Origin of the sequence: Pseudomonas morbosilactucae (assembly GCF_023241665.1) — a bacterium.
GTDB classification, from domain to species: domain Bacteria; phylum Pseudomonadota; class Gammaproteobacteria; order Pseudomonadales; family Pseudomonadaceae; genus Aquipseudomonas; species Aquipseudomonas morbosilactucae.
Genome location: NZ_JALQCX010000065.1, coordinates 1 through 22,803 on the forward strand (window position 1 = coordinate 1; position 22,803 = coordinate 22,803).

Annotated in this window: 23 protein-coding genes and 1 pseudogene; 5 read left to right on the forward strand and 19 right to left on the reverse strand. The window is 61.9% G+C overall.

Going from position 1 to position 22,803, the window contains the following annotated elements:
• Positions 1 to 73 precede the first annotated feature (73 nt).
• The 8 genes from M1B35_RS28225 to exbB all read right to left on the reverse strand — a co-directional run bounded on the left by M1B35_RS28225 (position 74) and on the right by exbB (position 8,149).
• On the reverse strand, positions 74 to 907 hold the full coding sequence (locus M1B35_RS28225; RefSeq protein WP_341870166.1) for an IS3 family transposase: 834 nt from the start codon (positions 905 to 907) through the stop codon (positions 74 to 76).
• A complete protein-coding gene (locus tag M1B35_RS28230) occupies positions 904 to 1,200 on the reverse strand; it encodes a transposase (protein WP_268263693.1) in 297 nt (98 codons plus the stop codon). Before M1B35_RS28230 ends, M1B35_RS28225 begins: the two co-directional genes overlap by 4 nt.
• A gap of 120 nt (positions 1,201 to 1,320) precedes the next feature.
• Positions 1,321 to 2,721, reverse strand: a complete 1,401-nt coding sequence (locus tag M1B35_RS28235) for an aminoacyl-tRNA deacylase and HDOD domain-containing protein (RefSeq protein WP_123327847.1) — start codon at positions 2,719 to 2,721, stop codon at positions 1,321 to 1,323.
• Positions 2,722 to 2,799: 78 nt separating this feature from the next.
• Positions 2,800 to 4,875 (reverse strand): ATP-dependent DNA helicase RecG, encoded by a 2,076-nt coding sequence (recG, locus tag M1B35_RS28240; protein WP_123327846.1) that lies wholly within the window; start codon positions 4,873 to 4,875, stop codon positions 2,800 to 2,802.
• A gap of 9 nt (positions 4,876 to 4,884) precedes the next feature.
• Positions 4,885 to 5,805: a hydrogen peroxide-inducible genes activator gene (locus tag M1B35_RS28245; protein WP_123327845.1), complete on the reverse strand. Its 921-nt coding sequence runs from the start codon at positions 5,803 to 5,805 to the stop codon at positions 4,885 to 4,887.
• A gap of 179 nt (positions 5,806 to 5,984) precedes the next feature.
• Entirely contained in the window at positions 5,985 to 6,731 is a 747-nt protein-coding gene (locus tag M1B35_RS28250) for a TonB family protein (RefSeq protein ID WP_123327844.1), read from the reverse strand.
• Positions 6,728 to 7,156, reverse strand: a complete 429-nt coding sequence (gene exbD / locus M1B35_RS28255) for a TonB system transport protein ExbD (RefSeq protein WP_268263694.1) — start codon at positions 7,154 to 7,156, stop codon at positions 6,728 to 6,730. Before exbD ends, M1B35_RS28250 begins: the two co-directional genes overlap by 4 nt.
• Before the next feature lie 6 nt (positions 7,157 to 7,162).
• Positions 7,163 to 8,149, reverse strand: coding sequence for a tonB-system energizer ExbB (exbB, locus tag M1B35_RS28260; protein WP_268263695.1), 987 nt, complete (start codon positions 8,147 to 8,149; stop codon positions 7,163 to 7,165).
• A 187-nt stretch (positions 8,150 to 8,336) separates the two neighbouring features.
• Here exbB and M1B35_RS28265 point away from each other — a divergent pair, with 187 nt between their 5' ends.
• Positions 8,337 to 9,194, forward strand: a complete 858-nt coding sequence (locus M1B35_RS28265) for an NAD-dependent epimerase/dehydratase family protein (protein ID WP_123327841.1) — start codon at positions 8,337 to 8,339, stop codon at positions 9,192 to 9,194.
• Positions 9,195 to 9,246: 52 nt separating this feature from the next.
• Here M1B35_RS28265 and M1B35_RS28270 read toward each other — a convergent pair whose 3' ends face one another.
• The 6 genes from M1B35_RS28270 to M1B35_RS28295 all read right to left on the reverse strand — a co-directional run bounded on the left by M1B35_RS28270 (position 9,247) and on the right by M1B35_RS28295 (position 14,536).
• A complete protein-coding gene (locus M1B35_RS28270; protein WP_268263696.1) occupies positions 9,247 to 9,987 on the reverse strand; it encodes a hypothetical protein in 741 nt (246 codons plus the stop codon).
• Positions 9,988 to 10,041: 54 nt separating this feature from the next.
• Positions 10,042 to 10,422, reverse strand: coding sequence for a RidA family protein (locus M1B35_RS28275; RefSeq protein WP_003176922.1), 381 nt, complete (start codon positions 10,420 to 10,422; stop codon positions 10,042 to 10,044).
• A 24-nt stretch (positions 10,423 to 10,446) separates the two neighbouring features.
• The gene (gene spoT / locus M1B35_RS28280; RefSeq protein ID WP_123327839.1) at positions 10,447 to 12,552 is read right to left on the reverse strand and encodes a bifunctional GTP diphosphokinase/guanosine-3',5'-bis pyrophosphate 3'-pyrophosphohydrolase; all 2,106 of its coding nucleotides are present in this window, start codon (positions 12,550 to 12,552) and stop codon (positions 10,447 to 10,449) included.
• A gap of 57 nt (positions 12,553 to 12,609) precedes the next feature.
• The gene (gene rpoZ, locus M1B35_RS28285; protein ID WP_025130817.1) at positions 12,610 to 12,873 is read right to left on the reverse strand and encodes a DNA-directed RNA polymerase subunit omega; all 264 of its coding nucleotides are present in this window, start codon (positions 12,871 to 12,873) and stop codon (positions 12,610 to 12,612) included.
• 168 nt (positions 12,874 to 13,041) lie between these two features.
• The gene (gene gmk / locus M1B35_RS28290) at positions 13,042 to 13,662 is read right to left on the reverse strand and encodes a guanylate kinase (protein WP_123327838.1); all 621 of its coding nucleotides are present in this window, start codon (positions 13,660 to 13,662) and stop codon (positions 13,042 to 13,044) included.
• Positions 13,663 to 13,672: 10 nt separating this feature from the next.
• Positions 13,673 to 14,536, reverse strand: a complete 864-nt coding sequence (locus M1B35_RS28295) for a YicC/YloC family endoribonuclease (protein ID WP_123327837.1) — start codon at positions 14,534 to 14,536, stop codon at positions 13,673 to 13,675.
• A gap of 270 nt (positions 14,537 to 14,806) precedes the next feature.
• Here M1B35_RS28295 and rph point away from each other — a divergent pair, with 270 nt between their 5' ends.
• Both rph and M1B35_RS28305 read left to right on the forward strand, forming a co-directional pair.
• On the forward strand, positions 14,807 to 15,529 hold the full coding sequence (rph, locus tag M1B35_RS28300) for a ribonuclease PH (protein WP_123327836.1): 723 nt from the start codon (positions 14,807 to 14,809) through the stop codon (positions 15,527 to 15,529).
• Between the two features lie 29 nt (positions 15,530 to 15,558).
• Positions 15,559 to 15,927 carry a DUF4870 domain-containing protein gene (locus M1B35_RS28305; RefSeq protein ID WP_123327835.1) on the forward strand — a complete coding sequence of 123 codons (369 nt, stop codon included), beginning with the start codon at positions 15,559 to 15,561 and terminating at the stop codon, positions 15,925 to 15,927.
• Positions 15,928 to 15,988: 61 nt separating this feature from the next.
• Here the strand turns inward: M1B35_RS28305 and M1B35_RS28310 are convergent, their stop codons facing one another.
• Positions 15,989 to 16,768 (reverse strand): exodeoxyribonuclease III, encoded by a 780-nt coding sequence (locus M1B35_RS28310; RefSeq protein ID WP_123327834.1) that lies wholly within the window; start codon positions 16,766 to 16,768, stop codon positions 15,989 to 15,991.
• A gap of 81 nt (positions 16,769 to 16,849) precedes the next feature.
• Between M1B35_RS28310 and pyrE the strand changes: the two genes are divergently transcribed.
• On the forward strand, positions 16,850 to 17,494 hold the full coding sequence (gene pyrE / locus M1B35_RS28315; protein ID WP_123327833.1) for an orotate phosphoribosyltransferase: 645 nt from the start codon (positions 16,850 to 16,852) through the stop codon (positions 17,492 to 17,494).
• Positions 17,495 to 17,651: 157 nt separating this feature from the next.
• Here the strand turns inward: pyrE and argB are convergent, their stop codons facing one another.
• From argB to coaBC, 4 genes and pseudogenes are all read right to left on the reverse strand, one after another.
• Positions 17,652 to 18,557 carry an acetylglutamate kinase gene (argB, locus tag M1B35_RS28320; RefSeq protein ID WP_123327832.1) on the reverse strand — a complete coding sequence of 302 codons (906 nt, stop codon included), beginning with the start codon at positions 18,555 to 18,557 and terminating at the stop codon, positions 17,652 to 17,654.
• Between the two features lie 24 nt (positions 18,558 to 18,581).
• Positions 18,582 to 19,982: pseudogene (locus tag M1B35_RS28325) on the reverse strand (phosphomannomutase/phosphoglucomutase); the annotation flags it as partial.
• A gap of 257 nt (positions 19,983 to 20,239) precedes the next feature.
• The gene (gene dut, locus M1B35_RS28330) at positions 20,240 to 20,695 is read right to left on the reverse strand and encodes a dUTP diphosphatase (RefSeq protein ID WP_123327830.1); all 456 of its coding nucleotides are present in this window, start codon (positions 20,693 to 20,695) and stop codon (positions 20,240 to 20,242) included.
• Positions 20,696 to 20,700: 5 nt separating this feature from the next.
• Entirely contained in the window at positions 20,701 to 21,909 is a 1,209-nt protein-coding gene (gene coaBC, locus M1B35_RS28335; RefSeq protein WP_123327829.1) for a bifunctional phosphopantothenoylcysteine decarboxylase/phosphopantothenate--cysteine ligase CoaBC, read from the reverse strand.
• Between the two features lie 132 nt (positions 21,910 to 22,041).
• Between coaBC and radC the strand changes: the two genes are divergently transcribed.
• On the forward strand, positions 22,042 to 22,716 hold the full coding sequence (gene radC, locus M1B35_RS28340; RefSeq protein ID WP_123327828.1) for a RadC family protein: 675 nt from the start codon (positions 22,042 to 22,044) through the stop codon (positions 22,714 to 22,716).
• Positions 22,717 to 22,803: the final 87 nt, after the last annotated feature.

Below are 22,803 nucleotides of genomic sequence, written 5' to 3' on the forward strand. Positions count from 1 at the left end.
GTGCGGGTGATTGCCGCTGTTGTAGGAGCCGGCTTGTAGTGGTCCAGCTTTTTTGGACCACTCTGTAGGAGCATTAGGCCGCGAGCCTTTCAAAAGCAGCGGGCGGCAGATCGTTCGAGGCGCTGTGGCAACGCCGATGGTTGTAATGGGCAATGAAATCCATCACATCCTTCTGCGCCTCGAAGTGATTCTGGTAGCCATTTTCAGGCGACCAATCGTGTTTCAGTGTCCGGAAATAACGCTCCACCACCGCGTTGTCCCAGCAGTTTGCGCGTCGACTCATGCTATGCACGATCTGCTTCTCAGCCAGGTATTCGACAAAGCGATCCGCGGTGTATTGGCATCCCTGGTCCGAGTGGAATACCAGCGCTGAACCGGGTCGACGTATGCCAACAGCCAGCCGCAACGCCTTGAGTGACAGCTCGGCATCGGCGGTCCTGGAAAAGGCCCAGCCGACGATCCGACGTGAAAACAGATCCATCACAATTGCCAGGTATAGCCAGCTTCCACCAACGCGAATGTAAGTGATGTCACCGGCCCAAAACGTATTGGGGGATGCCGGATTAAAGCGACGATCAAGGACATTGGCTGCGGTATTGCTGGGCTTTCCGGTTCGACGATAGTGAGCGTAACGGGCTCGTCGTCTGACCAGTCCAAGGTTTTTCATCAGACGGCCCATACGATGGCGTCCAACCACTACGCCCTGCTTTTTGAGCTCCCTGGCAAATCCCCGGGCGCCCAGAGCACCTCGATGCTCCCGGTGCAACTGCCGAATGGTCTTTTCCAGTTGCCGCTCGAGCCTAGGTTCAGACCGGGCCACGGGCTTGACGTAATAGCTACTGCGAGGCACGCCCATAAGTCGGCAGCAGCGCCGAATGGAGAGCTGTCCTTTCAAACCCTCAATCATTTGATTCGGCCGAACAGCACCTTCAGATGAGAGGGCAATTGCTTTTTTAGGACGCTATTCTCGGCTTCCAATAGGGCGAGCCTGGCCTGCAGTGAATCAATCAGTTCCTGGTCCTGAGGGCGTGTGGGCAGCAAGGCTCCTTCATGCTCCTTGCGCCATCTGGCGACCCAGCGTCGCAGGGCTGTAGGACCAACCCCAGTTTGCTCACATGCCTTAGGCACCGAGTAATTCATCTCAACGACCAAGCGAATGGCTTCAGCCTTTTCTTCGGCGCTAACAACCCGAAATCCCATGATGCTTCCTTAGGTTGAAACTCCTACAGAGTGGTCCAGGAATATTGAGCCACAACAGCTTGCCGGCGATGGCGATCTTGCGGACGCTATCGCTGGCGAGCCAGCTCCTACATTGGGGGGTTAGGCTTGGCTGAACTGGGAGGCCAGTTCGCGCAGCAGGACTTCAGCTTCCAGCACTTTGCTGACTACGTCTTCGGCCTTGTCCCGGGTCAGGCCCAGGCGCTCAAGCATGGCGTCGGGGATCTGTTCGTCCGGGCCCGAGCCGATGCCACGGCTGCGCAGCAGGCGCACGGCCAGGCACACCAGGTTCGGGTACTCGGCGTAGGCGCCGTCGTAGCTGGGGTCATGCTGGAAACGCAGGGCCGTGGACAGCTCGTCCGGCATGTCCCAGTAGCGCATCAGCCAGGCACCGATCTGTTCCCGGCTGATGCCCAGCAGGTGCTGTTCCACGTAGCTGTGGCACAGGTGCGGGTTGACCTCCAGGTGGCGGCAGATCAGCGAGAAGTGCGGCGGGAACACGTGGGCCAGCAGCAGGTAGCCGAAGTTGTGCAGCAGGCCGGCCAGGTAGGTCAGGCCCGACTCTGGGCGCTGGGCCCGGGGCATGGCACGGGTCAGGCCCTCGATCACCGCGGCGGTGTAGATCGATTGCTGCCAGTACGGCGTGGCTTGCTGTGGCTGGTCTTTGGGCAGGCTCAGGGTCTTGCCCAGCGCCAGGCCCAGGGCCAGGTTGATCACCAGGTCAAAGCCCAGCACACGGACGATGGCGTCTTCCACCGAGCGGATCTTGCCGGGTGACGCGTAGTAGGGCGATGCTGCCCAGCTCACCACCTGGGCAGCCAGGGCCGGGTCGGTTTCCACCACGCCGGTGATGTCGTCGATGGTGGCGTTAGGGTCGACCCGCAGCTTGATGATCTTCTGCGCCGTTTCGGCCAGGGGTGGAATCTCGATGGTGGCTTCCAGGCGCTGCTGGATGCGCCGCGCGGTGAAGGCCTGCATGGCCTGGGAGATTTCCTCGCGGTCATCGTCCGGGCGGTCGAGGTTGGGGCGGATGGTCGCCAGGGGCTCGCCGAAATTCGCCGCGCTGGCCTTGCTCAGCATGCTCTTGAAGTCGTCGCGGGTGATTTCCAGGAGCAGGCCAGGCTCGCCGGAATTGATCAGCAGGCTGGGTTCACGCAGCAGGCTTTCTTCATACAGGCACGGCGAGCTGGTCAGTGCAGGCAAACCCGGCAGCAGGCTCAGGCTGTGCTTGCCGAGCATGCGCTCCAGGCGTTCGGTGGACACCGCAGTGAGGCGCCGGCCCGTGAGTTCGGCCAGGCGGTTGAGGTCCAGCAACTGGCTTTGCGGGAACAGCACCATGAGGGCACCCACGGCATCGTCCAGCAGCACGGCCTGGACCTTGCGCTCGGCAGGCAGTCCGGGGCGATCAGCGACTTCGCTGTAACTGATGGCCAGCTGGCCGAGCAGCAACCGGATAACAGACGGAGCGTGCGGGGTTGCAGTGGCGAGGGCAACTTCTGTCATGGCCTGTATCCGTTTTTCTACAAGGTGAAGAGTATAACCAGCTTGGTTAGGTCGATGGTCCATTAACTGAGACGCGGTTCACACTTGGCCGTACTGCTGGCCGTGGCGCAACCAGCGCTCCAGCAATGGGCTGACGTGATGGGGCCAGCGTTCGATCAAGGCCTGGGCGGCGTCACGCACTGCGGGCAGCAGGTCGGCGTCGCGCATCAGGTCGGCGACCTTGAATTGCAGCAGGCCGGTCTGGCGGGTGCCGAGCATTTCCCCGGGGCCGCGCAGTTCCAGGTCCTTTTCGGCGATGACGAAGCCGTCGTTGGTTTCGCGCATGATGCCCAGGCGTTGCCGGCCGATCTGCGACAGCGGCGGGTGGTACAGCAGCACGCAGTGGCTGGCGGCGCTGCCGCGACCGACCCGGCCACGCAACTGGTGCAATTGGGCCAGGCCCAGGCGCTCGGGGTTCTCGATGATCATCAGGCTGGCGTTGGGCACGTCGACGCCGACCTCGATCACCGTGGTGGCCACCAGCAGTTGCAGGTTGCCGGCCTTGAATTCGGCCATCACCGCGGCTTTTTCCACCGGCTTCATGCGCCCGTGAATCAGCCCGACCCGCAGCTCGCCGAGGGCGCTGGTGAGGTCTTCGAAGGTGGTCTCCGCCGCCTGGCAGGTAAGTTCTTCGGATTCTTCGATCAGGGTACAGACCCAATAGGCTTGTCGGCCTTCGGCGCAGGCGGCCCGCACCCGCTCGATCACTTCGACGCGGCGGCTGTCGGTCACCAGTACGGTGTTCACCGGGGTACGGCCGGGGGGCAGTTCGTCGAGCACCGAGGTGTCCAGGTCGGCGTAGGCGCTCATGGCCAGGGTCCGAGGAATCGGCGTGGCGGTCATGATCAACTGGTGCGGGCACATGCGTCCGCCCACGCCTTTCTGGCGCAGGGCCAGGCGCTGCTGCACGCCGAAGCGGTGCTGTTCGTCGATGATCACCAGGGCCAGGTTCTTGAAGCGCACCTCGTCCTGGAACAAGGCATGGGTGCCCACCACCATCGGCGTGCCGCCGGCGATCTGTTCCAGGGCGGCGGTGCGGTTCTTGCCCTTGAGCTTGCCCGCCAGCCAGGCGACCTCCAGGCCCAGGGGTTCGAGCCAGCGCTTGAAGGTGATGAAGTGCTGCTCGGCGAGGATCTCGGTGGGCGCCATCAGCGCCACCTGGTAACCGGCTTCCAGGGCTTGCAGGGCGGCCAGGGCGGCGACCACGGTCTTGCCCGCGCCGACGTCGCCCTGGATCAGGCGCAGCATGGGCTCGGGTTGGCTGAGGTCGTAGGCGATTTCGTTGCCGACCCGCTGCTGGGCGCCAGTGGGCGGAAAGCCCAGGTTGCTCAGGTAGTGGCCCGGAAGTTTTTTCGCCACCGGCAGCGCTGGGGCACGCAGGGAGCGCAGGCTCTCGCGCAGGCGTTGCTGGGACAGTTGGTGGGTCAGCAATTCTTCGAAGGCCAGGCGATGCTGGGCCCAGTGGTGACCCAGGGCCAGTTCGTCGACATCGGCGTCGGCGGGCGGGTGATGCAGGTAGCGGATCGCATCGTCCAGGGGCGCCAGTTGATAGTCCCGGGCCAGTTCTTCCGGCAGCCAGTCGGGCAGGCTGCTGGGGCCGAGCAGGGCCAGGCTCTGCTGGCACAACTGGCGCAGGCGCTGTTGGGTCAGGCCTTCGGTCAGTGGGTAGATGGGGGTCAGGGTCTGGTCCACCGGCGGCGGTTCATCGCCACTGATGGCGCGGTATTCCGGGTGGTAGATCTCCAGCCCCGAGGCGCCCGGCCGGGCTTCGCCGTAGCAGCGCACGCGGGTGCCGCGCTTCAGGCCGTCTTTCTGGGCGTTGCTGAAATGGTAGAAGCGCAGGCTCAAGCCACCGGTGCCGTCCTGCAGGCGCACCAGCAGGCTGCGGCGCTTGCCCATGACCACGTCTGCGCCGCTGACGGTGCCTTCGATCACCGCATCCTGGCCCGGGCGCAAGGCGCCGATGGGCACCACCCGGGTGCGGTCCTGGTAGCGCAGGGGCAGATGGAACAGCACGTCTTGCAGGTTTTCCAGGCCGACCTTGGCCAGCTTCTCGGCCATGGCTTCGCCGACGCCCTTGAGTGCCGTGACCGGCACGTTCGACAGCTCAGTCATTGCGTCGGCTTAACTGGCGGCGGGCGGCTTGGCCACCGAGCACAGGCGGATCGAGTCGGCGAGGATTTCGATGGCTTTGGGCCGTGGGAAGCTGGCGCGCCAGGCGATCGCCACGGTGCGGAACGGCACCGGCGGCGTCAGGGGGCGCACTTCAATCACGCCCGGGGCGTAGTGATGGCTGTCCACCGCCGACAGCGGCAGGATCGAGATGCCCAGGCCGGAGGCGACCATGTGGCGGATGGTTTCCAGGGAACTGGATTCCACCGTGGTGTGCTTGGCGCCGTCGTTGCCTTTGGTCAGGGTCGGGCAGGCTTCCAGGACCTGGTCACGGAAGCAGTGGCCTTCGCCCAACAGCAGCAGGCTCTTGTCGTTGAGCAGGCTGGCGTCGATGGTTTCCTTCTTGGTCCAGGCGTGGCCGCTGGGCATCAGGACGTAGAAGGGCTCGTCGTACAGCTGCAGGGTCAGCACGTCGGCTTCATTGAAGGGCAGGGCGATGATGATCGCGTCCAGCTCGCCGTTGCGCAGCTTGTCTCGCAGGATGTGGGTGAAGTTTTCTTCGATGTACAACGGCATCTGCGGGGCGACCCGGTGCAGTTGTGGGATCAGGTGCGGAAACAGGTAAGGGCCGACGGTGTAGATCGCGCCGACTTTCAGCGGTGCGGTCAGCTGGTTCTTGCCGGCTTGGGCCAGTTCGCGAATGCCTTGGGCCTGTTCCAGGACCTTTTGCGCCTGGGCGACGATGCCTTCGCCCACCGGCGTCAGACGCACCGCGCTCTTGCTGCGTTCGAAAATCAGCACACCGAGTTCGTCTTCAAGCTTTTTCACGCCTACCGACAGGGTCGGCTGGCTGACGTGGCAACGCTCGGCCGCATGACCGAAGTGCTGCTCTTGGGCGAGGGTAACGATGTAGCGCAATTCTGTAAGAGTCATAGCGGGCGTCCATGGGATTGCGGGCCAAGCATACCGGCTGCAACCGATAGACGCACGTTATCAGAGTGAGTGCGCACTGTGACACTGGGCAATCCGTGGTTGTCGGGCCCAGATACACAAAAGGCACCTGTGGGGTGCCTTGGTGTTTGCTTCTTTGTACACGCGTGCGCAGGCCTGACTCAGCGGCGACGTTTCTCCAGGGAGTAAACGAAGGGCGCGACGATCTCGATCGAGCCGTTGTTGAGCATGTCGGCCGGCGGCTTGGGCAGCGGCTGGGCGCGGCGGATCATTTCCAGGGTGGCCCGGTCCAGGTCGGCGTTGCCGGAGCGGCCCACCAACTCGTAGGACAGCACCTTGCCTTCGGCATCGACCACGAAGCGCAGACGGTTCAAGCCCTCCTTGCCACGGGACTGGGCGCCTGGCGGGTATTTCTTGTACTTGGCCAGGTGGGCCAGCAGGGTGCCTTGCCAGCTTTCCTTGGCGGCAATCTGCGACGGCGAAGGGCCCGGTGCCGGAGCGGCAGACTTGGTGGCCGGCGCTACGGTGGGGGCGTCGCTGGGCGGATCCTCAGTCGGCTTTTCCTTCGGCGGCTCGAGTTTTTTCTCCAGCGGCTTGGGGGGTTGCGGCTTGGGTTTGGGCTTGACCGGCTTGGGCACGGAAATCGTGGGTTTCGGTGCTTCAGCGAGTTTCGGCAGCGGCAGTTCTTCAACCGGAGCAGGAGGCTGCGGTGGCGTTACGACCTTGGGCGGCGCGGGCGGAGGCGGGGCCGGAATCGGCGCCAACTCGACCATCATCGCTTGCGGAGGCAGCTCCACCGGCTGCGGGCGCGACCAATTGAGGGCAAGCAGAATCGCCACTCCATGGACGCCCAGCACCACCGCCAGGCTACCGCTGTAACGCGTCAGCTTTTGGCGCGTCGTGATCATTTCTTGGCTGCCGTCTCGAGTCCGACCAGGCCGACTTTCAGGTATCCGGCGGCCCGCAGGGCATCCATCACACTCATCAGGTCGCCGTAATCCACGCCTTTATCAGCCTGGAAGAAGATCGTCGTGTCCTTCTTGCCTTGAGTCCGGGCGTCGAGGGTGGCACCGAGGGCTTCGGCCTTCACTTCGTCTTCGCCTAGGAACAGGCGCTGGTCGGCCTTGACGCTGAGAAACACCGGTTTTTCCGGGCGTGGTGCCGGTTTGGCGGTGGAAGCAGGCAAGTCAACCTTGATGTCCACGGTCGCCAGGGGCGCCGCGACCATGAAGATGATCAGCAGTACCAACATCACGTCGATAAACGGCGTGACGTTGATTTCGTGGTTCTCGGCGAGGTCGTCGGCCGCGCCTTCTTTTAAATGCAGGCCCATGGCTAATTACCCCACTTTCACCATGTGCGGTTGTGCGGAACGCTCGCCTGGCGCGTGATCCAGATCACGGCTGACCAGCAGCAGGACTTCAGCCGAGGCGTCGGACACCTGGGCCTTGTAACCGGTGATGGAGCGGGCGAAGACGTTGTAGATCACCACCGCAGGGATCGCAGCGACCAGACCCAAAGCGGTAGCCAGCAGGGCTTCGGCGATGCCGGGGGCCACGACAGCAAGGTTGGTGGTCTGGGTTTTGGCGATGCCGATAAAGCTGTTCATGATGCCCCACACGGTACCGAACAGGCCGACGAACGGCGCGGTGGAACCGATGGTGGCGAGTACGCCGGTGCCGCTGCTCATGTTGCGGCCGCAGGCGGCTACCAGGCGCTCAAGACGGAAGCTGACGCGTTCCTTGATGCCTTCTTTCTCGCGGCTGTTGACCGAGAGGCGCATTTCTTCCAGGGCATCGTGGACCAGCAGGTTGGCCAGGGTGCCTTCTTTGGTGGCGCTGGCGCTGGCTTCCTTGAGGGTGGTGGCTTGTTTCAGGGCCAGGATTTCTTTACGCAGGCGGCGTTTGGCGCCCATCAACTCCAGGCCTTTGGCGATCCAGATGGTCCAGGTGATGATCGAAGCGATGGCCAGGCCAATCATCACCAGTTTCACGATGATATCGGCGTTTTGGTACATGCCCCACGGCGACAGGTCGTGGGCCATGCCCAGGGTGTTGTCGGCTTCGAGGACTTCATTGGTGTCGTCAGCGACGTCGCCTTCGGCCAGCACAGGGTCGGTGGCCTGTGCAGCGGCAGCCGGCGCTGTATGATCGGCGGGTGCCGGCGCGGCAGCAGCGGCGGCTGGCGGAGTGGCAGGTGCCTGGGCGTCGGCAAGGGCTGCCGTGGGTGCCAGCAACAGGCTGCACAACAGCGCGGCAACTGCGCTCATGGCGCGCATCGGGCTTGGGCGTTTGCTTGGCGAGGCGGAGAGTTGATTGCTTGTCATGCTGGCCGGACCTAAGAGGGAAAGAGGTAGATGTCCTTCTAGGCCTCGTGGGGCCGAGAACAAATGGGTGCGTATTATTGCAATTAATTCTTGTTAACAAAAGTAATAGAGTATCTTTTTTTCTTTCACTTCCAGCCGTTCGTCCATTGTCGCGGCGGGTGCCACCTTTTATGAACGGAGTTTTTTGATGGCCGTCCCTTCTGTTTTGATCGCGGGCTGTGGTGATGTCGGCAGCCGGCTGGCGACTCAATTGCTCGGCCTGAACTGGCGTGTGCATGGCCTGCGCCGGAACATCGCACGCCTGCCGGAAGGTGTGATCGGGGTGGCTGGCGATCTGTTCAGCGAGCAATGCCCGCCGACTTGGCCGGCCAATGAGCTGGATTACCTGGTGTATTGCGCGGCCGCCACCGATCACGATGAGGCGGGTTATCGAGCGGCATATATCGAGGGTTTGCAGCATGTGCTGGGTTGGCTCAAGCAGCACGGGCAGCGGCCGCGACGCTTATTGTTTGTGTCCAGCAGCAGCGTGTATGGGCAAAAGAACGGTGAGTGGGTGGACGAAACGTCGCCCACCGAAGCGAGTGGGTATTCGGGGCGGCTGATGCTGGAGGCGGAGCAGGTGGCCCTCGATAGCGGCATTCCGGCCAGCCGGGTGCGCTTGACCGGAATTTACGGGCCTGGTCGTGAATGGCTGCTGACTCAAGTGCGCCGGGGTTATCGGGTGGCCGTGGAGCCGCCGCTGTATGGCAACCGCATTCATGCCGACGATGCGGCGGGGTTGCTGGCCTTTCTGCTACAGGCGGACCTGCGGGGCGAGGCGTTGGATGACTGTTATATCGGTGTCGATGACGCGCCGGCGCCCTTGGCGGACGTGGTGGGCTGGCTGCGGGAATACCTCGGTGTGACCGAGTGGTCGGAGGACGCCAGTGTGCGTCGCGCCGGCAGCAAGCGCTGCACCAACGCGCGCGCCAGGGCGCTGGGCTGGGTGCCTCGGTACCTGAGTTATCGCGAGGGTTATGCGGCAATTCTCGAAGGCAAGTGCTGAGCCTGCCGTTAAGCCGCTAAAGAAAAAGGAGCCTGGGGCTCCTTTTTTTGCGTCACTGTTTTTGCAGTAGCCATTGCCGTGGGCCGGGGGTCAGCGAGGGCACTTCATCCGCCTGGGCCGTGTTGATGGCCTGGTAGATCTCCAGCTGTTGATCCTTGCGGACAAAGATCCACGGGTTGCCCTGGCCGTTCTGCTGCAGCCAGACATTGTCATTGCCGCCGCTCATGGACGCGCAATCACCTGCCAGGCACAGGGCAAAGCGATCTGCACCTGGCAGCCCTTGGACCGCACCATCGGCCTGGAACTGCACGGTGCCGCCTTCGCCGGGGCCGCTGAGGATTTTCCAGCTACCGCCCAGGTAGGCCGAGTACAGGGCCCGTTCGAAGTTGGCGCCCAGTGGAGCGCCTTCCGGAGCCGGGTCCTTGGGGCGGTCGAAGACCTGTTCCGGTTCGTTGTCGTTGGCCACTTGCAGCAATTGCTTGCCGTCACGCTTCAAGTCGGTGCCGGCACTGCCGTAGAAATCGACTTTCCAGGTGCCGGATGCATCGCCCAGCAGCTTGCCTTCGGCGATCTCGAAACCGTTGGTATAGCGCGCTTGGCCGGCCTTGGTGTTGACTTCCCATTCCAGGTTCGGGCCGTAGGCCTGAAGGGCTTCACGCAAAGGGCCGCCTTTGGAGGCTGCATCGATCGCCACCTGGTTGATCCAGGTGCCGCTGACGTCCGTCTTGGCAGGGTCGCTGGCACAGCCGCCGAGAAGCAGGGCGAGCAATGAAAGAGCTAGCGCTTTGCGCATGGGGAAATCCTTTCAGAACGAAGTCGCGCAACCTGGGAGGTTGCGCCGGATGTGTTACTCGATGACCAGGATGGCGTCCATCTCAACCTGTGCGCCCTTTGGCAGGGCAGCCACGCCGATGGCGGCGCGGGCAGGGTAGGGCTGTTCGAAGTACTTGCCCATGATCTCGTTGACCTTGGCGAAGTGGCTCAGGTCGGTGAGGAAGATGTTCAGCTTGACGATGTCCTTGAACGAACCGCCGGCGGCTTCAGCTACGGATTTCAGGTTCTCGAATACCTGGACGGTCTGGGCTTCGAAGCCCTCTACCAGTTCCATGGTTTTTGGATCGAGGGGGATCTGGCCCGACATGTAGACGGTGTTGCCGGCCTTGATCGCCTGGGAATAGGTGCCGATGGCGGCAGGTGCCTTGTCGCTGGTGATAACGGTCTTGGTCATGAATGACTCCTTGTAATGAGCGGGCTACGCGCGCATGCGGGTGATGCGGATAACCCCGATCAGGGCGCGCAGTTTCTTGATCACGCGGGCCAGGTGCACGCGGTCGTGCACGCTGACCACCAGTTGGACCACGCTGATACGACCATCGCGTTCGTCCATGCTGATTTTCTCGATGTTGCCGTCGGCGGCATTGACGCTACTGGCCAGCAAGGCGATCAGGCCGCGCTGGTGTTCCAGTTCGACGCGCAGTTCGACGTTGAATTCGCCGGTGACATCCTTGGCCCAGGACAGCTGGATGCATTTTTCCGGGTTGTGGCGGATTTCACTGATATTGCGGCAGTTGTCCAAGTGCACGACCATCCCTTTGCCTGCGGACAGGTGGCCGACAATCGGGTCGCCGGGGATAGGCGTGCAACACTTGGCGTAGCTGAGCACCAGGCCTTCGGTACCGCGAATAGCCAGCGGGCCTTCCGGGCTTGGCAGTTGTTCGCCTTCGCCCAGCAGGCGGCGGGCGACCACATAGGCCATGCGGTTGCCCAGGCCGATGTCTTCCAGCAGGTCTTCGATCAGTTCCAGGCGGTACTCGTGGAGCATGGCTTGGATGCGCTCGGCCGGAATCTTTTCCAGGGCGCTGTCGAAGCCGTTGAGTACCTTGTTCAGCAGGCGTTCGCCGAGGCTGATGGACTCGGAGCGACGCTGTAGTTTCAGGGCGTGACGAATGTGGGTGCGGGCCTTGCCGGTGACCACGAAGTTGAGCCAGGCCGGGTTCGGGCGGGCGCCCGGGGCGCTGACGATTTCCACCGTGGAGCCGCTTTGCAGCGGTTCGGACAGTGGCGCCAGGCGCCGGTTGATGCGGCAGGCGATGCAGCTGTTGCCGACGTCGGTGTGCACCGCGTAGGCGAAGTCGACCGCCGTGGAGCCTTTGGGCAGCTCCATGATCCGGCCTTTGGGCGTGAACACGTAGACCTCGTCCGGGAACAGGTCGATCTTCACGCTCTCGATGAATTCCAGGGAGTTGCCGGCCCGCTGCTGCATTTCCAGCACGCCTTTGACCCATTGGCGAGCCCGGGCGTGGGTGCCTTTGGGCTGCTCATCGCCGCTGGATTTGTACAGCCAATGGGCGGCGATGCCGTTGTTGGCCATCTCTTCCATTTCCCGGGTGCGGATCTGAATCTCGATCGGCACGCCGTGCATGCCAAACAGCGTGGTATGCAGGGATTGGTAGCCGTTGGCCTTGGGAATGGCGATGTAGTCCTTGAAGCGTCCGGGCAGCGGTTTGTACAAATTATGTACAGCGCCGAGCACGCGGTAGCAGGTGTCTACTTTGTCGACGATGATGCGGAATGCGTAGACATCCATGATCTCGTTGAAGGCGCGACGCTTGCCGCGCATCTTCTTGTAGATGCCGTACAGGTGTTTCTGGCGCCCGCTGACCTCGCCCTGGATTTCATCAATCGCCAGGCAGTGGCTCAGGGACTCTTCGATTTTGTTGACGATTTCCTTGCGGTTGCCCCGGGCGCGTTTGACCGCCTGGTAGATCCGCGCGGAACGCATCGGGTGCATGGCCTTGAAGCCTAGGTCCTCGAACTCGATGCGAATGGCGTGCATGCCCAGGCGATTGGCGATGGGCGCGTAGATTTCCAGGGTTTCCTTGGCGATGCGTCGGCGTTTTTCGCCGGACAGCACTTCCAGGGTCCGCATGTTGTGCAGGCGGTCAGCCAGCTTGACCAGGATCACGCGAATGTCGCGAGCCATGGCCATGGCCATTTTCTGGAAGTTCTCAGCCTGGGCTTCGGCCTTGGTCTCGAAGTTCATCTGGGTCAGTTTGCTGACCCCGTCGACCAGTTCGGCGACGGTTTCGCCGAACTGCGCGCAAAGCGCCTCTTTGGCAATACCAGTGTCTTCAATCACGTCATGCAGCATGGCCGCCATCAGGCTCTGATGGTCCATGTGCATATCGGCAAGAATATTTGCGACCGCTAATGGGTGCGTGACGTACGCCTCGCCGCTGCGGCGGCGTTGGCCGTCGTGGGCTTGTTCGGCGTAGAAATACGCTCGGCGGACCAGGTTGACCTGGTCCGTGCCGAGATAGGTCGATAAGCGATCGGCGAGGGCGTCTATGCTCGGCATGCTGACTCCTGCCGCAAGCGGTGATCCCGCGCCGTGCTACGTCGACCAGGCATGGGCTTATACAGTCTCGTTGGACTCGTCCTCGAACGCTGCAAAGAGCGGCTCGTCTTCAACGATTTCGGCTTCGGCGATAGCGGCGTAGTCGATCAGGCCTTCAGCAATTTCACGCAAGGCGACAACGGTAGGCTTGTCGTTTTCCCATGCAACTTTCGGCTCTTTGCCGCCAGTGGCCAGTTGACGGGCACGCTTGGTAGAGAGCATGACCAGCTCAAAGCGGTTATCCACGTGTTCTAGGCAGTCTTCAACGGTTACGCGGGCCATGGTCTTCCTCGTAGCAAATGCAATATGCGCGCTGCCCGGATGGGCGAGCGGACTCAACAGTTTAAAAAATCACCAGCGATTAGGGAAGCGCTGATTTTTTAACCAGGCCCTTCGACACGCTACAAGCGCCAATGTAAAGCGCTTGCAGCCGTTTTGGGAAGCGCTGTTTTAGTCCAGCAATTCAGCTAGCAATTTGCCAAAACGCTGTTGTTGGCGCTTTTGCTGGAGCTGATTGGCACGGAAAATCGCTTTCAGGTCGTCCAGCGCATGGGCGAAATCGTCGTTGATGATCAGGTAGTCATAGTCGACGTAGTGGCTCATTTCGCTGACCGCTTCACGCATCCTGCCGTCAATGATCTCGTCACTGTCCTGGCCGCGGTTGGTCAGGCGCTGGTGCAAAGCCTGCAGGGACGGCGGCAGGATGAAAATCGAGCGGGCTTGGGGCATCAGCTTGCGTACCTGCTCGGCGCCCTGCCAGTCGATTTCCAGAATCAGGTCGTGGCCTTCGTCCAGTGTCTGCTGCAGATGGCTTTGCGAGGTGCCGTAGAGGTTGCCGAAGACTTCGGCGCGCTCGAGGAAATCCCCGTGTTCGATCATCTTCACGAACTCGCTGCGTTCGACGAAGTGATAGTTCACGCCGTTCACCTCACCGGGGCGCATGGCGCGGGTGGTGTGGGAGACCGAGACGCGGATCTCCTGGTTGGCGTCAGTCAGGGCCTTGACCAGGCTGCTCTTGCCCGCGCCCGAGGGGGCGGAAATAATGTACAGGGTGCCGGTGCTGTGGTTCATGTCGGTTGCCTTACTCAATGTTCTGCACTTGTTCGCGCATCTGCTCGATCAACACCTTGAGGTTGACCGCCGCCTGGGTGCTGCGTGGATCGAAGGCCTTGGAGCCCAGTGTGTTGGCTTCGCGGTTCAGTTCCTGCATCAGGAAGTCCAGGCGCCGACCGGCAGCGCCGCCGGACTTGAGCACGCGGCGTACTTCGATGATATGGGTGCTCAGGCGGTCCAGTTCTTCGGCGACGTCGCTCTTTTGCGCGAGCATGACCATTTCCTGTTCCAGGCGCTGCGGGTCCATCTCGGCTTTCATGTCGGCAAAGCGGTCGAGGACTTTCTGGCGCTGGGTGGCGAGCATCTGCGGGACCAGTTCACGCAGGGTCACGACATCTTCTTCAATAGACGTCAGGCGCTCATTGATCAGCCGGGCCAGCTCCGCGCCTTCGCGCTCGCGGCCGGCCTTGAGTTCTTTCAGGCCCTGGTTGAACAGCGCCAATGCGTCGGCATTCAGGGCTTGCGGGTCTGTGGCATCGCCCACCAGCACGCCGGGCCAGGCCAGGACTTCCAGTGGGTTCAACGCCGCCGGGTTCTTGATCAGGCCGGCAATCGTTTCGGCGGCCGCGACCAGTTGCGCGGCGCGCTCGCGGTCCACTTGCAGCGGTTTGCCAGTGCTTTCTTCGGTAAAGCGCAGGGTGCATTCCAGCTTGCCCCGGGACAAACCCTGGCGCAGGGCTTCACGTACCGCGCCTTCGAGGTCGCGAAAGGATTCCGGCAGGCGCAGGTGCGGCTCCAGGTAGCGGCTGTTGACCGAGCGCAGTTCCCAGCTCAGGGTGCCCTGAGTGCCGGCCCGTTCGACCCGGGCGAAGGCGGTCATGCTGTGCACCATGAGGTACCTCCGATTCAGGCCCGGTGCCCGCCGAGAAGGGGGTGGGCGGACCTGATTGTGATGAATTAAAGCCCACAGGCTATGAAGGCGCAGGATTGTAGCGCAGTGCGATGGGCGCCCCCAAACTGCCGGTGTGACAAAGCGCTGCAGGTCGTCGCCGTGCACCGATTCCGGGCCCGCTCGGCGTTCCGGCTTTTTTAGATGTGCCCAGGTGTGGCTGCGGGCTTTATAATGCTCGGCAGTTTTCCGTCCCTGTACAGGTGTTCCCCTATGAAACGTCCAAGTGGTCGCGTTGCCGATCAGCTCCGCTCGATCCGCATCACCCGCAACTACACCAAACACGCCGAGGGATCTGTACTGGTCGAGTTCGGTGATACCAAAGTGATCTGCACGGTCAGCGTTGAAAATGGCGTGCCGCGCTTCCTCAAAGGCCAGGGCCAGGGTTGGTTGACGGCCGAATACGGCATGCTGCCGCGCGCCACCGGTGAGCGTAACCAGCGTGAAGCCAGCCGTGGCAAGCAGGGTGGCCGGACCCTGGAAATCCAGCGCTTGATCGGTCGCTCCCTGCGCGCTGCGCTGGACATGTCCAAGCTGGGCGACGTGACCTTGTATGTCGATTGCGATGTTATCCAGGCGGATGGCGGCACTCGCACGGCCTCGATCACCGGTGCCATGGTGGCCCTGGTCGATGCGCTGAAAGTCATCAAGAAGCGTGGCGGCCTGAAAGGCGGCGATCCGCTCAAGCAGATGATCGCGGCGGTGTCCGTGGGCATGTATCAGGGCGAGCCGGTGCTCGACCTGGATTACCTGGAAGACTCGGCCGCCGAGACTGACCTCAACGTGGTCATGACCAGCACCGGTGGTTTCATCGAAGTGCAGGGCACTGCCGAAGGCGCACCATTCCAGCCGGCCGAGCTGAACGCCATGCTGGCCCTGGCCCAGAAAGGCATGACCGAGATTTTCCAACTGCAGCAAGCAGCCCTGGCTGACTGATTGCCCCGGCGTCCAGCAAGGAGAGCGCTATGAGTGATGATCAACTGCCGCTACCGACCCCCTCTCACGAGGTGCGTCAGTGGGCGATGTTTTGTCACCTGTCCGCCTTGCTGGGGATCTGGGTGCCGTTCGGTACCCTGATCGGCCCGCTGGTGCTCTGGCAGATGAAGCGCGAGAAGGATCCCTTCATCGATGCGCAGGGCAAGGAGGCGCTGAACTTCCAGCTCACCGTCGCCATTGCCTCGGCGGTCTGCTTCCTGCTGATGTTTGTGATCATCGGCTTCTTCATGTTTGGCTTGCTGGCGATCGGTGCGCTGGTGCTGACGATCATTGCCGGCGTCAAGGCGGGTGAGGGGGTGGCTTATCGGTACCCATTCACTTGGCGCTTGATCAAGTAAATCGGGCGCGCACAAAAAAGCCGACAGTGATGTCGGCTTTTTTATGACTGCGAAAAGACCTTTAGATGGTCAGTGTCCAGTCGTAGTCCACGATCAGCGGCGCGTGCTGCGAGAAACGCGGCTGGCGCGGCAGGCGTGCGCTGCGCACAAAGCGACGCAGTCCTGGCGTCAGCAACTGATAGTCGAAACGCCAACCCAGGTTGAGCATCTCGGCCTGTTCGTTGTCCGGCCACCAGCTGTATTGATCGCCTTCACGGCTGACTTCACGCAGTGCGTCCACATAACCCATGGTGCCGACAATCTCGTCCATCCAGGCGCGCTCTGGCGCCAGGAAGCCTGGGGATTGCTGGCTGTCGCGCCAGTTCTTGATATCCAGCTTCTGTTGCGCAACGTAGAGCGAGCCACAGTAAATGTACTCGCGACGTTTGCGCCGCTGTTTATCCAGATAACGGGCGAAATCGTCCATTAGCTTGAACTTCTGGTTCAAGTCTTCATCGCCGTTCTGCCCTGATGGAAGCAGCAAGGTCGCGATGCTGACCTTGTCGAAATCGGCTTGCAGGTAGCGCCCGTAGCGATCGGCTGTCTCGAAGCCGAGGCCGTTGATGACCGCCTTCGGTTGCAACCGCGAATACAAAGCCACACCGCCTTGGGTAGGGACTTCAGCATCGCAGGCATAAAGGAAGTAGCCATCCAGTTGGAAGGCTGGGTCGTCCAGTTCAAAGGCGGAGGCGCGGGTGTCCTGCAGGCAGATGACGTCGGCATTCTGTGCCTGCAGCCAACTGAGCAAACCTCGCTCGACTGCAGCCTGAATACCATTGACGTTCACACTGATGATCCGCATAAATGGCCCCAAAAATCACGTGCGTGTATGATACCCGAGGTCTACCTAATTAGCTAAATCCGTGGTATCTGGGGCTTTTTCATGCAGGCGTATCAGCGCGACTTCATCCGTTTTGCCATCGATCGCGGGGTTTTGCGCTTCGGTGAGTTCACCCTGAAGTCCGGGCGTACCAGCCCATACTTCTTCAATGCCGGCTTGTTCAACAGCGGTTCGGCCCTGGCTCAGTTGGGGCGTTTCTATGCCGCGGCCATCGTCGAAAGCGGCATTGCCTTCGACGTGCTGTTTGGCCCGGCTTATAAGGGCATTCCGCTGGCGGCAGCCACAGCAGTGGCGCTGGCCGAGCATCATCAGCGTGATCTGCCTTGGTGCTTCAACCGCAAGGAAGCCAAGGCGCACGGCGAAGGCGGTAGCCTGGTGGGCGCGCCGTTGACCGGTGACGTACTGATCATCGACGACGTGATCACTGCGGGTACCGCGATCCGTGAAGTGATGCAGATCATCGAGTCCCAGGACGGCGCCAAGGCTGCCGGTGTGCTGATTGCCCTGAACCGTCAGGAACGCGGCAACGGTGAGTTGTCGGCGATCCAGGAAGTCGAGCGCGACTTCGGCATCCCGGTGGTCAGCATCGTCTCCCTGAATCAGGTCCTGCAGTTCCTGGAAGACGATCCTCAACTCAAGCAGCATCTGCCGGCGGTGCGTGCGTACCGCGAGCAATTCGGCGTCTGACTGTAGGAGCCGGCTTGCCGGCGATAGGCTGTGCAAGGCGACATAGTTGTTGCAGATGCCGCTGTCATCGCAGGCAAGCCAGCACCTACATGTGCACCGCGTGCATAAAAAAGGCCCCGTTCAATTCAATTGAACGGGGCCTTTTTGTTTTCAGTGCTTAAGGGCGCTTGCGGTTGCTGATCAGGGTGCCGACGCCGGTATCGGTGAAGATTTCCAGCAGGATCGCGTTAGGCACGCGACCGTCGATGATCAGCGAGCTGCCGACGCCGCCTTGCACGGCTTCCAGCGCGCAGCGGATCTTCGGCAGCATGCCGCCGTAGATGGTGCCGTCGGCGATCAGGTCGTCGACTTGCTGGGTGCTCAGGCCGGTCAGCACCTTGCCCGATTTGTCCATCAGGCCGGCAATGTTGGTCAGCAGCATCAGCTTTTCGGCTTTCAGTGCTTCGGCCACTTTGCCCGCGACCAGGTCGGCGTTGATGTTGTAGGACTCACCGTTGGCGCCCACACCGATCGGTGCGATCACCGGGATGAAGTCACCTTTGACCAGCAGGTTGAGCAGGTCGGTGTTGATCCCGACCACTTCGCCCACGTGGCCGATGTCGATGATTTCCGGAGTGGTCATCTCGGGTGTCTTGCGGGTCACGGTGAGTTTTTTCGCCCGGATCAGTTCGGCATCTTTACCGGTCAGGCCGATGGCGCTGCCGCCATGACGGTTGATCAGGTTGACGATGTCCTTGTTGACCTGGCCACCGAGGACCATCTCTACCACGTCCATGGTTTGCGCATCGGTCACGCGCATGCCGTCGACAAAGTGGCTCTCGATGGAGAGACGCTTGAGCAGGTCACCGATTTGCGGACCGCCGCCGTGCACCACCACCGGGTTGATCCCGACGGCCTTCATCAGCACGATGTCACGGGCGAAGCCGGTCTTCAGCTCCTCGCTCTCCATAGCGTTGCCGCCGTATTTGATCACCAGGGTCTTGCCGACATAGCGGCGAATGTAAGGCAACGCTTCGGATAGGACCTTGGCGGTATTGGCGGCAGCATCGCGTTCGATGGTCATTCAGGGCTCCGGTGCTTCAAACAATCAAAACGGTAGTTGGAGATCAGGTGCAACTCGTTTCAGCTGGGCGTGGAACACATCCTTGATGCGCTGCAACTCGGCCTCGTTATCGGCCTCGAAGCGCAGCACCAGCACTGGTGTGGTGTTGGAAGCGCGCACCAGGCCCCAGCCTTGGGCGTAGTCGACTCGCACGCCATCAATGGTGGTCAGGTTGGCGCCTTCACCCCATTGCGCGTCGTGCAGGGCGTCAATGATGCTGAATTTGCTCTCTTCGGTCACATGGATATTGATTTCCGGCGTAGAAATATCATTCGGGAAGGTCGCGAACAGCTCTTCCGCGGTGGATTTTTCCTGGCTGAGGATCTCCAGCAGCCGTGCGGCGCTGTAGATACCGTCATCGAAACCGAACCAGCGTTCCTTGAAGAACACATGCCCGCTCATTTCCCCGGCCAGTAACGCACCGGTTTGTTTCATTTTCTTTTTGATCAACGAGTGACCGGTCTTCCACATTAGCGGGCGACCGCCGTATTCCTTGATCAGGGGGATCAGGCGCCGGGTGCATTTGACGTCGAAGATGATTTCCGCGTCCGGGTTGCGCGCCACTACGTCTTTAGCGAACAGCATCAGCAGGCGGTCCGGGAACACGATGCTGCCGGTGTTGGTCACCACGCCGACGCGGTCGCCGTCACCGTCGAAAGCCAGGCCCAGGTCGGCCCCGGTTTCCTTGACCTTGGCGATCAGGTCTTCGAGGTTTTCCGGCTTGCCCGGGTCCGGATGGTGGTTGGGGAAGTTGCCGTCCACCTCGCAGAACAGCGGGATGACCTCGCAGTTCAGGGCTTCGATCAGCTGCGGGGCGATGACCCCGGCGGCGCCGTTGCCGCAATCCACGACCACTTTCAGGCGCTTGGCCAGTTTCACGTCGCGGGTGATCTCGTCGGAGTAGCGCTCGAGGATCTGGACTTTGGTGATGCTGCCCGGGCCGCTGCTCAGGTTGTTGCTCTTGAGGCGTTCGTGCAGGGCCTGGATCTGTTCGTTGGCCAGGGTGTCGCCAGCGATGACGATCTTGAAACCGTTGTAGTTCGACGGGTTGTGGCTACCGGTGAGCATGACCCCGGATTTGCCGGCCAGCACGTTGGCGGCGTAGTACAGCGCCGGTGTGGGCACCAGGCCGACATCGCTGACGTGGCAGCCGCTGTCGTACAGCCCCTGGATCAGTTGTTCCACCAGTTCCGGGCCAGAGAGGCGACCGTCGCGGCCTACCGACACATTGGGTTCGCCCTGGGCCAGGCTCTGGGAGCCGATGGCGCGGCCGATCCAGTAAGCGGTTTCAGCGGTCAGGGTTTCCGGAACCACGCCGCGAATATCGTAGGCGCGGAAGATGCTGTCAGGAAAAGAAGGTGCGACTTTGGCTGCGTTGCTCATCACTGAGGGTGCTCCATCTGAAAAGGTGCGGTACGGCCGGAAAATGACGAGCCGGCAGGCTCAAACTGAAGGGTATGACGGCGTTTTCAGCTTAGAGTTCGTACTGCGAAAGTGCCATCTGATGCGGAGCGTCCCGTAAAAAACTGCGCAACTTATTGATTTTTATAAATTAAAAAACCAGAGAAAGATCGGCTAAAGCGCAGCCTGAAGGGGGTGGCGGGGGGATCCGGCCGGGCGTGGCCCAGCCGGATGCTCCTTGATCAGTGGCTGCCGGAGTGACCGAAACCGCCGCTGCCGCGTTGGCTCTGATCAAAGGCTTCAACCACTTCGAAATGCGCCTGGACCACAGGCACCAGCACCAGTTGGGCGATGCGCTCGCCGACGGCGATGTTGAAGGCGGTTTGGCCGCGGTTCCAGCAGGACACCATCAACTCGCCCTGGTAGTCGGAGTCGATCAGGCCGACCAGGTTGCCCAGCACAATCCCATGCTTATGGCCCAGGCCGGAGCGCGGCAGGATCAGGGCGGCCAGGCCCGGGTCGCCGATGTAGACCGACAACCCGGTCGGGATCAGCAGCGTTTGCCCAGGCTCCAGGACGGTGTCTTCCTTGAGCATCGCCCGCAGGTCGAGGCCGGCGGAGCCGGGGGTGGCGTACTGCGGCATGGGGAAATCGGTGCCGATGCGTGGGTCGAGGATCTTGGCTTGTAAAGCGTGCATGCGAGTTAAACCTGGTTCAGCCGTTCGGCGATAAAAGAGATCAGTTGGCGGGCAATCTTGCCCTTGCTGGTCTGGGCGAAGAGAGTTGCGTGCAACTCACGGTCAATCACGCTGCAGGCGTTTTCCTCGCTGTTGAAGCCAATGCTCGGGTTGGCTACGTCGTTGGCGACGATCAGGTCGAGGTTCTTGTCTTGAAGTTTGCGCGCAGCGTAGTCGAGCAGGTGTTCGGTCTCGGCGGCAAAGCCGACACTGAACGGGCGATCGGGACGGGTGGCAATGGTGGCCAGGATGTCTGGATTGCGCACCATCTGTAGGAGCAGGCCGTCACCTTTCGTAGGGTCTTTCTTTAATTTTTGTGGGGCGACGACTTCGGGGCGGTAGTCCGCAACCGCTGCCGAGGCGATAAACAGGTCGCAAGGGATGGCTGCTTCACAGGCTGCGAGCATGTCGCGAGCGCTGACCACGTCGATTCTAGTGACTCTGTCGGGGGTTGGCAGGTGCACCGGGCCGGTGATCAGGGTCACCCGGGCGCCGGCTTCCACCGCAGCCTCGGCCAGGGCGAAGCCCATTTTCCCTGAGCTATGGTTGGTGATGTAGCGCACCGGGTCGATGTTTTCCTGGGTCGGCCCGGCGGTGATCAAAACGTGCTTGCCGGTCAGGGCCTGATGCTTGAAGCAGTCGGCTGCGCACTGGGCCAGGTCGTTGGCTTCGAGCATGCGGCCCATGCCGACGTCGCCGCAGGCCTGGCTGCCAGAGGCTGGCCCAAATACCTGGAGGCCACGGCTTTGCAGGAGTTGGGTATTGGCTTGGGTGGCCGGGTCGCGCCACATGGCCTGGTTCATCGCCGGGGCGATAGCGACGGTGGCGTCGGTGGCCAGGACCAGGGTGGTCAGCAAATCATCGGCGATACCTTGGGCCAGACGGGCGATCAGGTCAGCCGTGGCGGGAGCGATCAGCACCAGGTCGGCCCATTTGGCCAGTTCGATATGGCCCATGGCGGCTTCGGCCGCAGGGTCGAGCAGGTCCAGGTGGACCGGGTGCCCGGACAGTGCCTGCATGGTCAGTGGGGTGATGAATTCACTGCCGCCCCGGGTCATGACCACGCGTACTTCCGCGCCCTGGTCGAGGAGTCGGCGGACCAACTCGGCGCTCTTGTAGGCGGCGATGCCGCCGCCGACGCCGAGAACGATGCGTTTCCGATACAGCCGCTGCATAGGCCTGCCTTTCAGTTCAGTGATTGCCGCGTGAGATGCCCCCTCCCCAGGTGAAATCCCACGCAAAAAAGATGGGCTAGATTAGCACAGCGCCCGCTATGGAACAGCGGTGCCGACAGACAGGGAGGTGCTATGAGCATCCGTGATTGGCCCGCGGCGGAGCGGCCGCGAGAGAAGCTTCTGGAGTTGGGTGTGGCGAGCCTTTCCGACGCCGAATTGCTGGCGATCTTTCTACGGACCGGGGTCGCCGGCAAGAGCGCAGTGGACCTGGCCCGGCACCTGCTGCACCGTTTTGACGGCCTGCGCGGCTTGCTGGAGGCCGACCAGCAAGTCTTCTGTCGGCAGTTGGGGCTGGGGCCGGCCAAGTTCGCCCAGTTGCAGGCAGTGCTGGAAATGGCCCGCCGCCATTTGGCGGAGACGTTACGTCGCGAGTCGGTATTGGAGAGCCCGCTGGCCGTGCGCGACTACCTCAAGGCAATGCTGCGCCATGAGCTGCACGAGGTGTTCGGCTGCCTGTTCCTGGACACCAAGCACCGGGTGCTGGCCTTTGAGGCGTTGTTCCAGGGCTCGATCGACAGCACCAGCGTCTACCCGCGCCAAGTGGTCAGGCGTGCCCTGGCCCATAACGCTGCGGCGGTGATCTTCTGCCACAACCACCCTTCGGGGGTGGCCGAGCCAAGCCAGGCCGACCGCATCCTCACCCATCACCTGAAGGAGGCGCTGGAATTGATCGATGTGCGCGTGCTCGACCATTTCATCGTCGGCGAGGGCGAGCCGTTATCGATGGCCGAGTATGGCTGGTTGTGAAAACCCTTTTGTAGGCGCCGGCTTGCCGGCGATGGGGCCTGTGGATCTTGCGTTGATCTTGGGGCGCCATCGCTGGCAAGCCAGCTC

Bases quoted from the DNA above. Each gene is read 5' to 3' on its own strand.
- M1B35_RS28225 (WP_341870166.1), bottom strand. From the start codon at position 907: ATGATTGAGGGTTTGAAAGGACAGCTCTCCATTCGGCGCTGCTGCCGA.
- M1B35_RS28230 (WP_268263693.1), bottom strand. From the start codon at position 1,200: ATGGGATTTCGGGTTGTTAGCGCCGAAGAAAAGGCTGAAGCCATTCGC.
- M1B35_RS28235 (WP_123327847.1), bottom strand. From the start codon at position 2,721: ATGACAGAAGTTGCCCTCGCCACTGCAACCCCGCACGCTCCGTCTGTT.
- recG (WP_123327846.1), bottom strand. From the start codon at position 4,875: ATGACTGAGCTGTCGAACGTGCCGGTCACGGCACTCAAGGGCGTCGGC.
- M1B35_RS28245 (WP_123327845.1), bottom strand. From the start codon at position 5,805: ATGACTCTTACAGAATTGCGCTACATCGTTACCCTCGCCCAAGAGCAG.
- M1B35_RS28250 (WP_123327844.1), bottom strand. From the start codon at position 6,731: ATGATCACGACGCGCCAAAAGCTGACGCGTTACAGCGGTAGCCTGGCG.
- exbD (WP_268263694.1), bottom strand. From the start codon at position 7,156: ATGGGCCTGCATTTAAAAGAAGGCGCGGCCGACGACCTCGCCGAGAAC.
- exbB (WP_268263695.1), bottom strand. From the start codon at position 8,149: ATGACAAGCAATCAACTCTCCGCCTCGCCAAGCAAACGCCCAAGCCCG.
- M1B35_RS28265 (WP_123327841.1), top strand. From the start codon at position 8,337: ATGGCCGTCCCTTCTGTTTTGATCGCGGGCTGTGGTGATGTCGGCAGC.
- M1B35_RS28270 (WP_268263696.1), bottom strand. From the start codon at position 9,987: ATGCGCAAAGCGCTAGCTCTTTCATTGCTCGCCCTGCTTCTCGGCGGC.
- M1B35_RS28275 (WP_003176922.1), bottom strand. From the start codon at position 10,422: ATGACCAAGACCGTTATCACCAGCGACAAGGCACCTGCCGCCATCGGC.
- spoT (WP_123327839.1), bottom strand. From the start codon at position 12,552: ATGCCGAGCATAGACGCCCTCGCCGATCGCTTATCGACCTATCTCGGC.
- rpoZ (WP_025130817.1), bottom strand. From the start codon at position 12,873: ATGGCCCGCGTAACCGTTGAAGACTGCCTAGAACACGTGGATAACCGC.
- gmk (WP_123327838.1), bottom strand. From the start codon at position 13,662: ATGAACCACAGCACCGGCACCCTGTACATTATTTCCGCCCCCTCGGGC.
- M1B35_RS28295 (WP_123327837.1), bottom strand. From the start codon at position 14,536: ATGGTGCACAGCATGACCGCCTTCGCCCGGGTCGAACGGGCCGGCACT.
- rph (WP_123327836.1), top strand. From the start codon at position 14,807: ATGAAACGTCCAAGTGGTCGCGTTGCCGATCAGCTCCGCTCGATCCGC.
- M1B35_RS28305 (WP_123327835.1), top strand. From the start codon at position 15,559: ATGAGTGATGATCAACTGCCGCTACCGACCCCCTCTCACGAGGTGCGT.
- M1B35_RS28310 (WP_123327834.1), bottom strand. From the start codon at position 16,768: ATGCGGATCATCAGTGTGAACGTCAATGGTATTCAGGCTGCAGTCGAG.
- pyrE (WP_123327833.1), top strand. From the start codon at position 16,850: ATGCAGGCGTATCAGCGCGACTTCATCCGTTTTGCCATCGATCGCGGG.
- argB (WP_123327832.1), bottom strand. From the start codon at position 18,557: ATGACCATCGAACGCGATGCTGCCGCCAATACCGCCAAGGTCCTATCC.
- dut (WP_123327830.1), bottom strand. From the start codon at position 20,695: ATGCACGCTTTACAAGCCAAGATCCTCGACCCACGCATCGGCACCGAT.
- coaBC (WP_123327829.1), bottom strand. From the start codon at position 21,909: ATGCAGCGGCTGTATCGGAAACGCATCGTTCTCGGCGTCGGCGGCGGC.
- radC (WP_123327828.1), top strand. From the start codon at position 22,042: ATGAGCATCCGTGATTGGCCCGCGGCGGAGCGGCCGCGAGAGAAGCTT.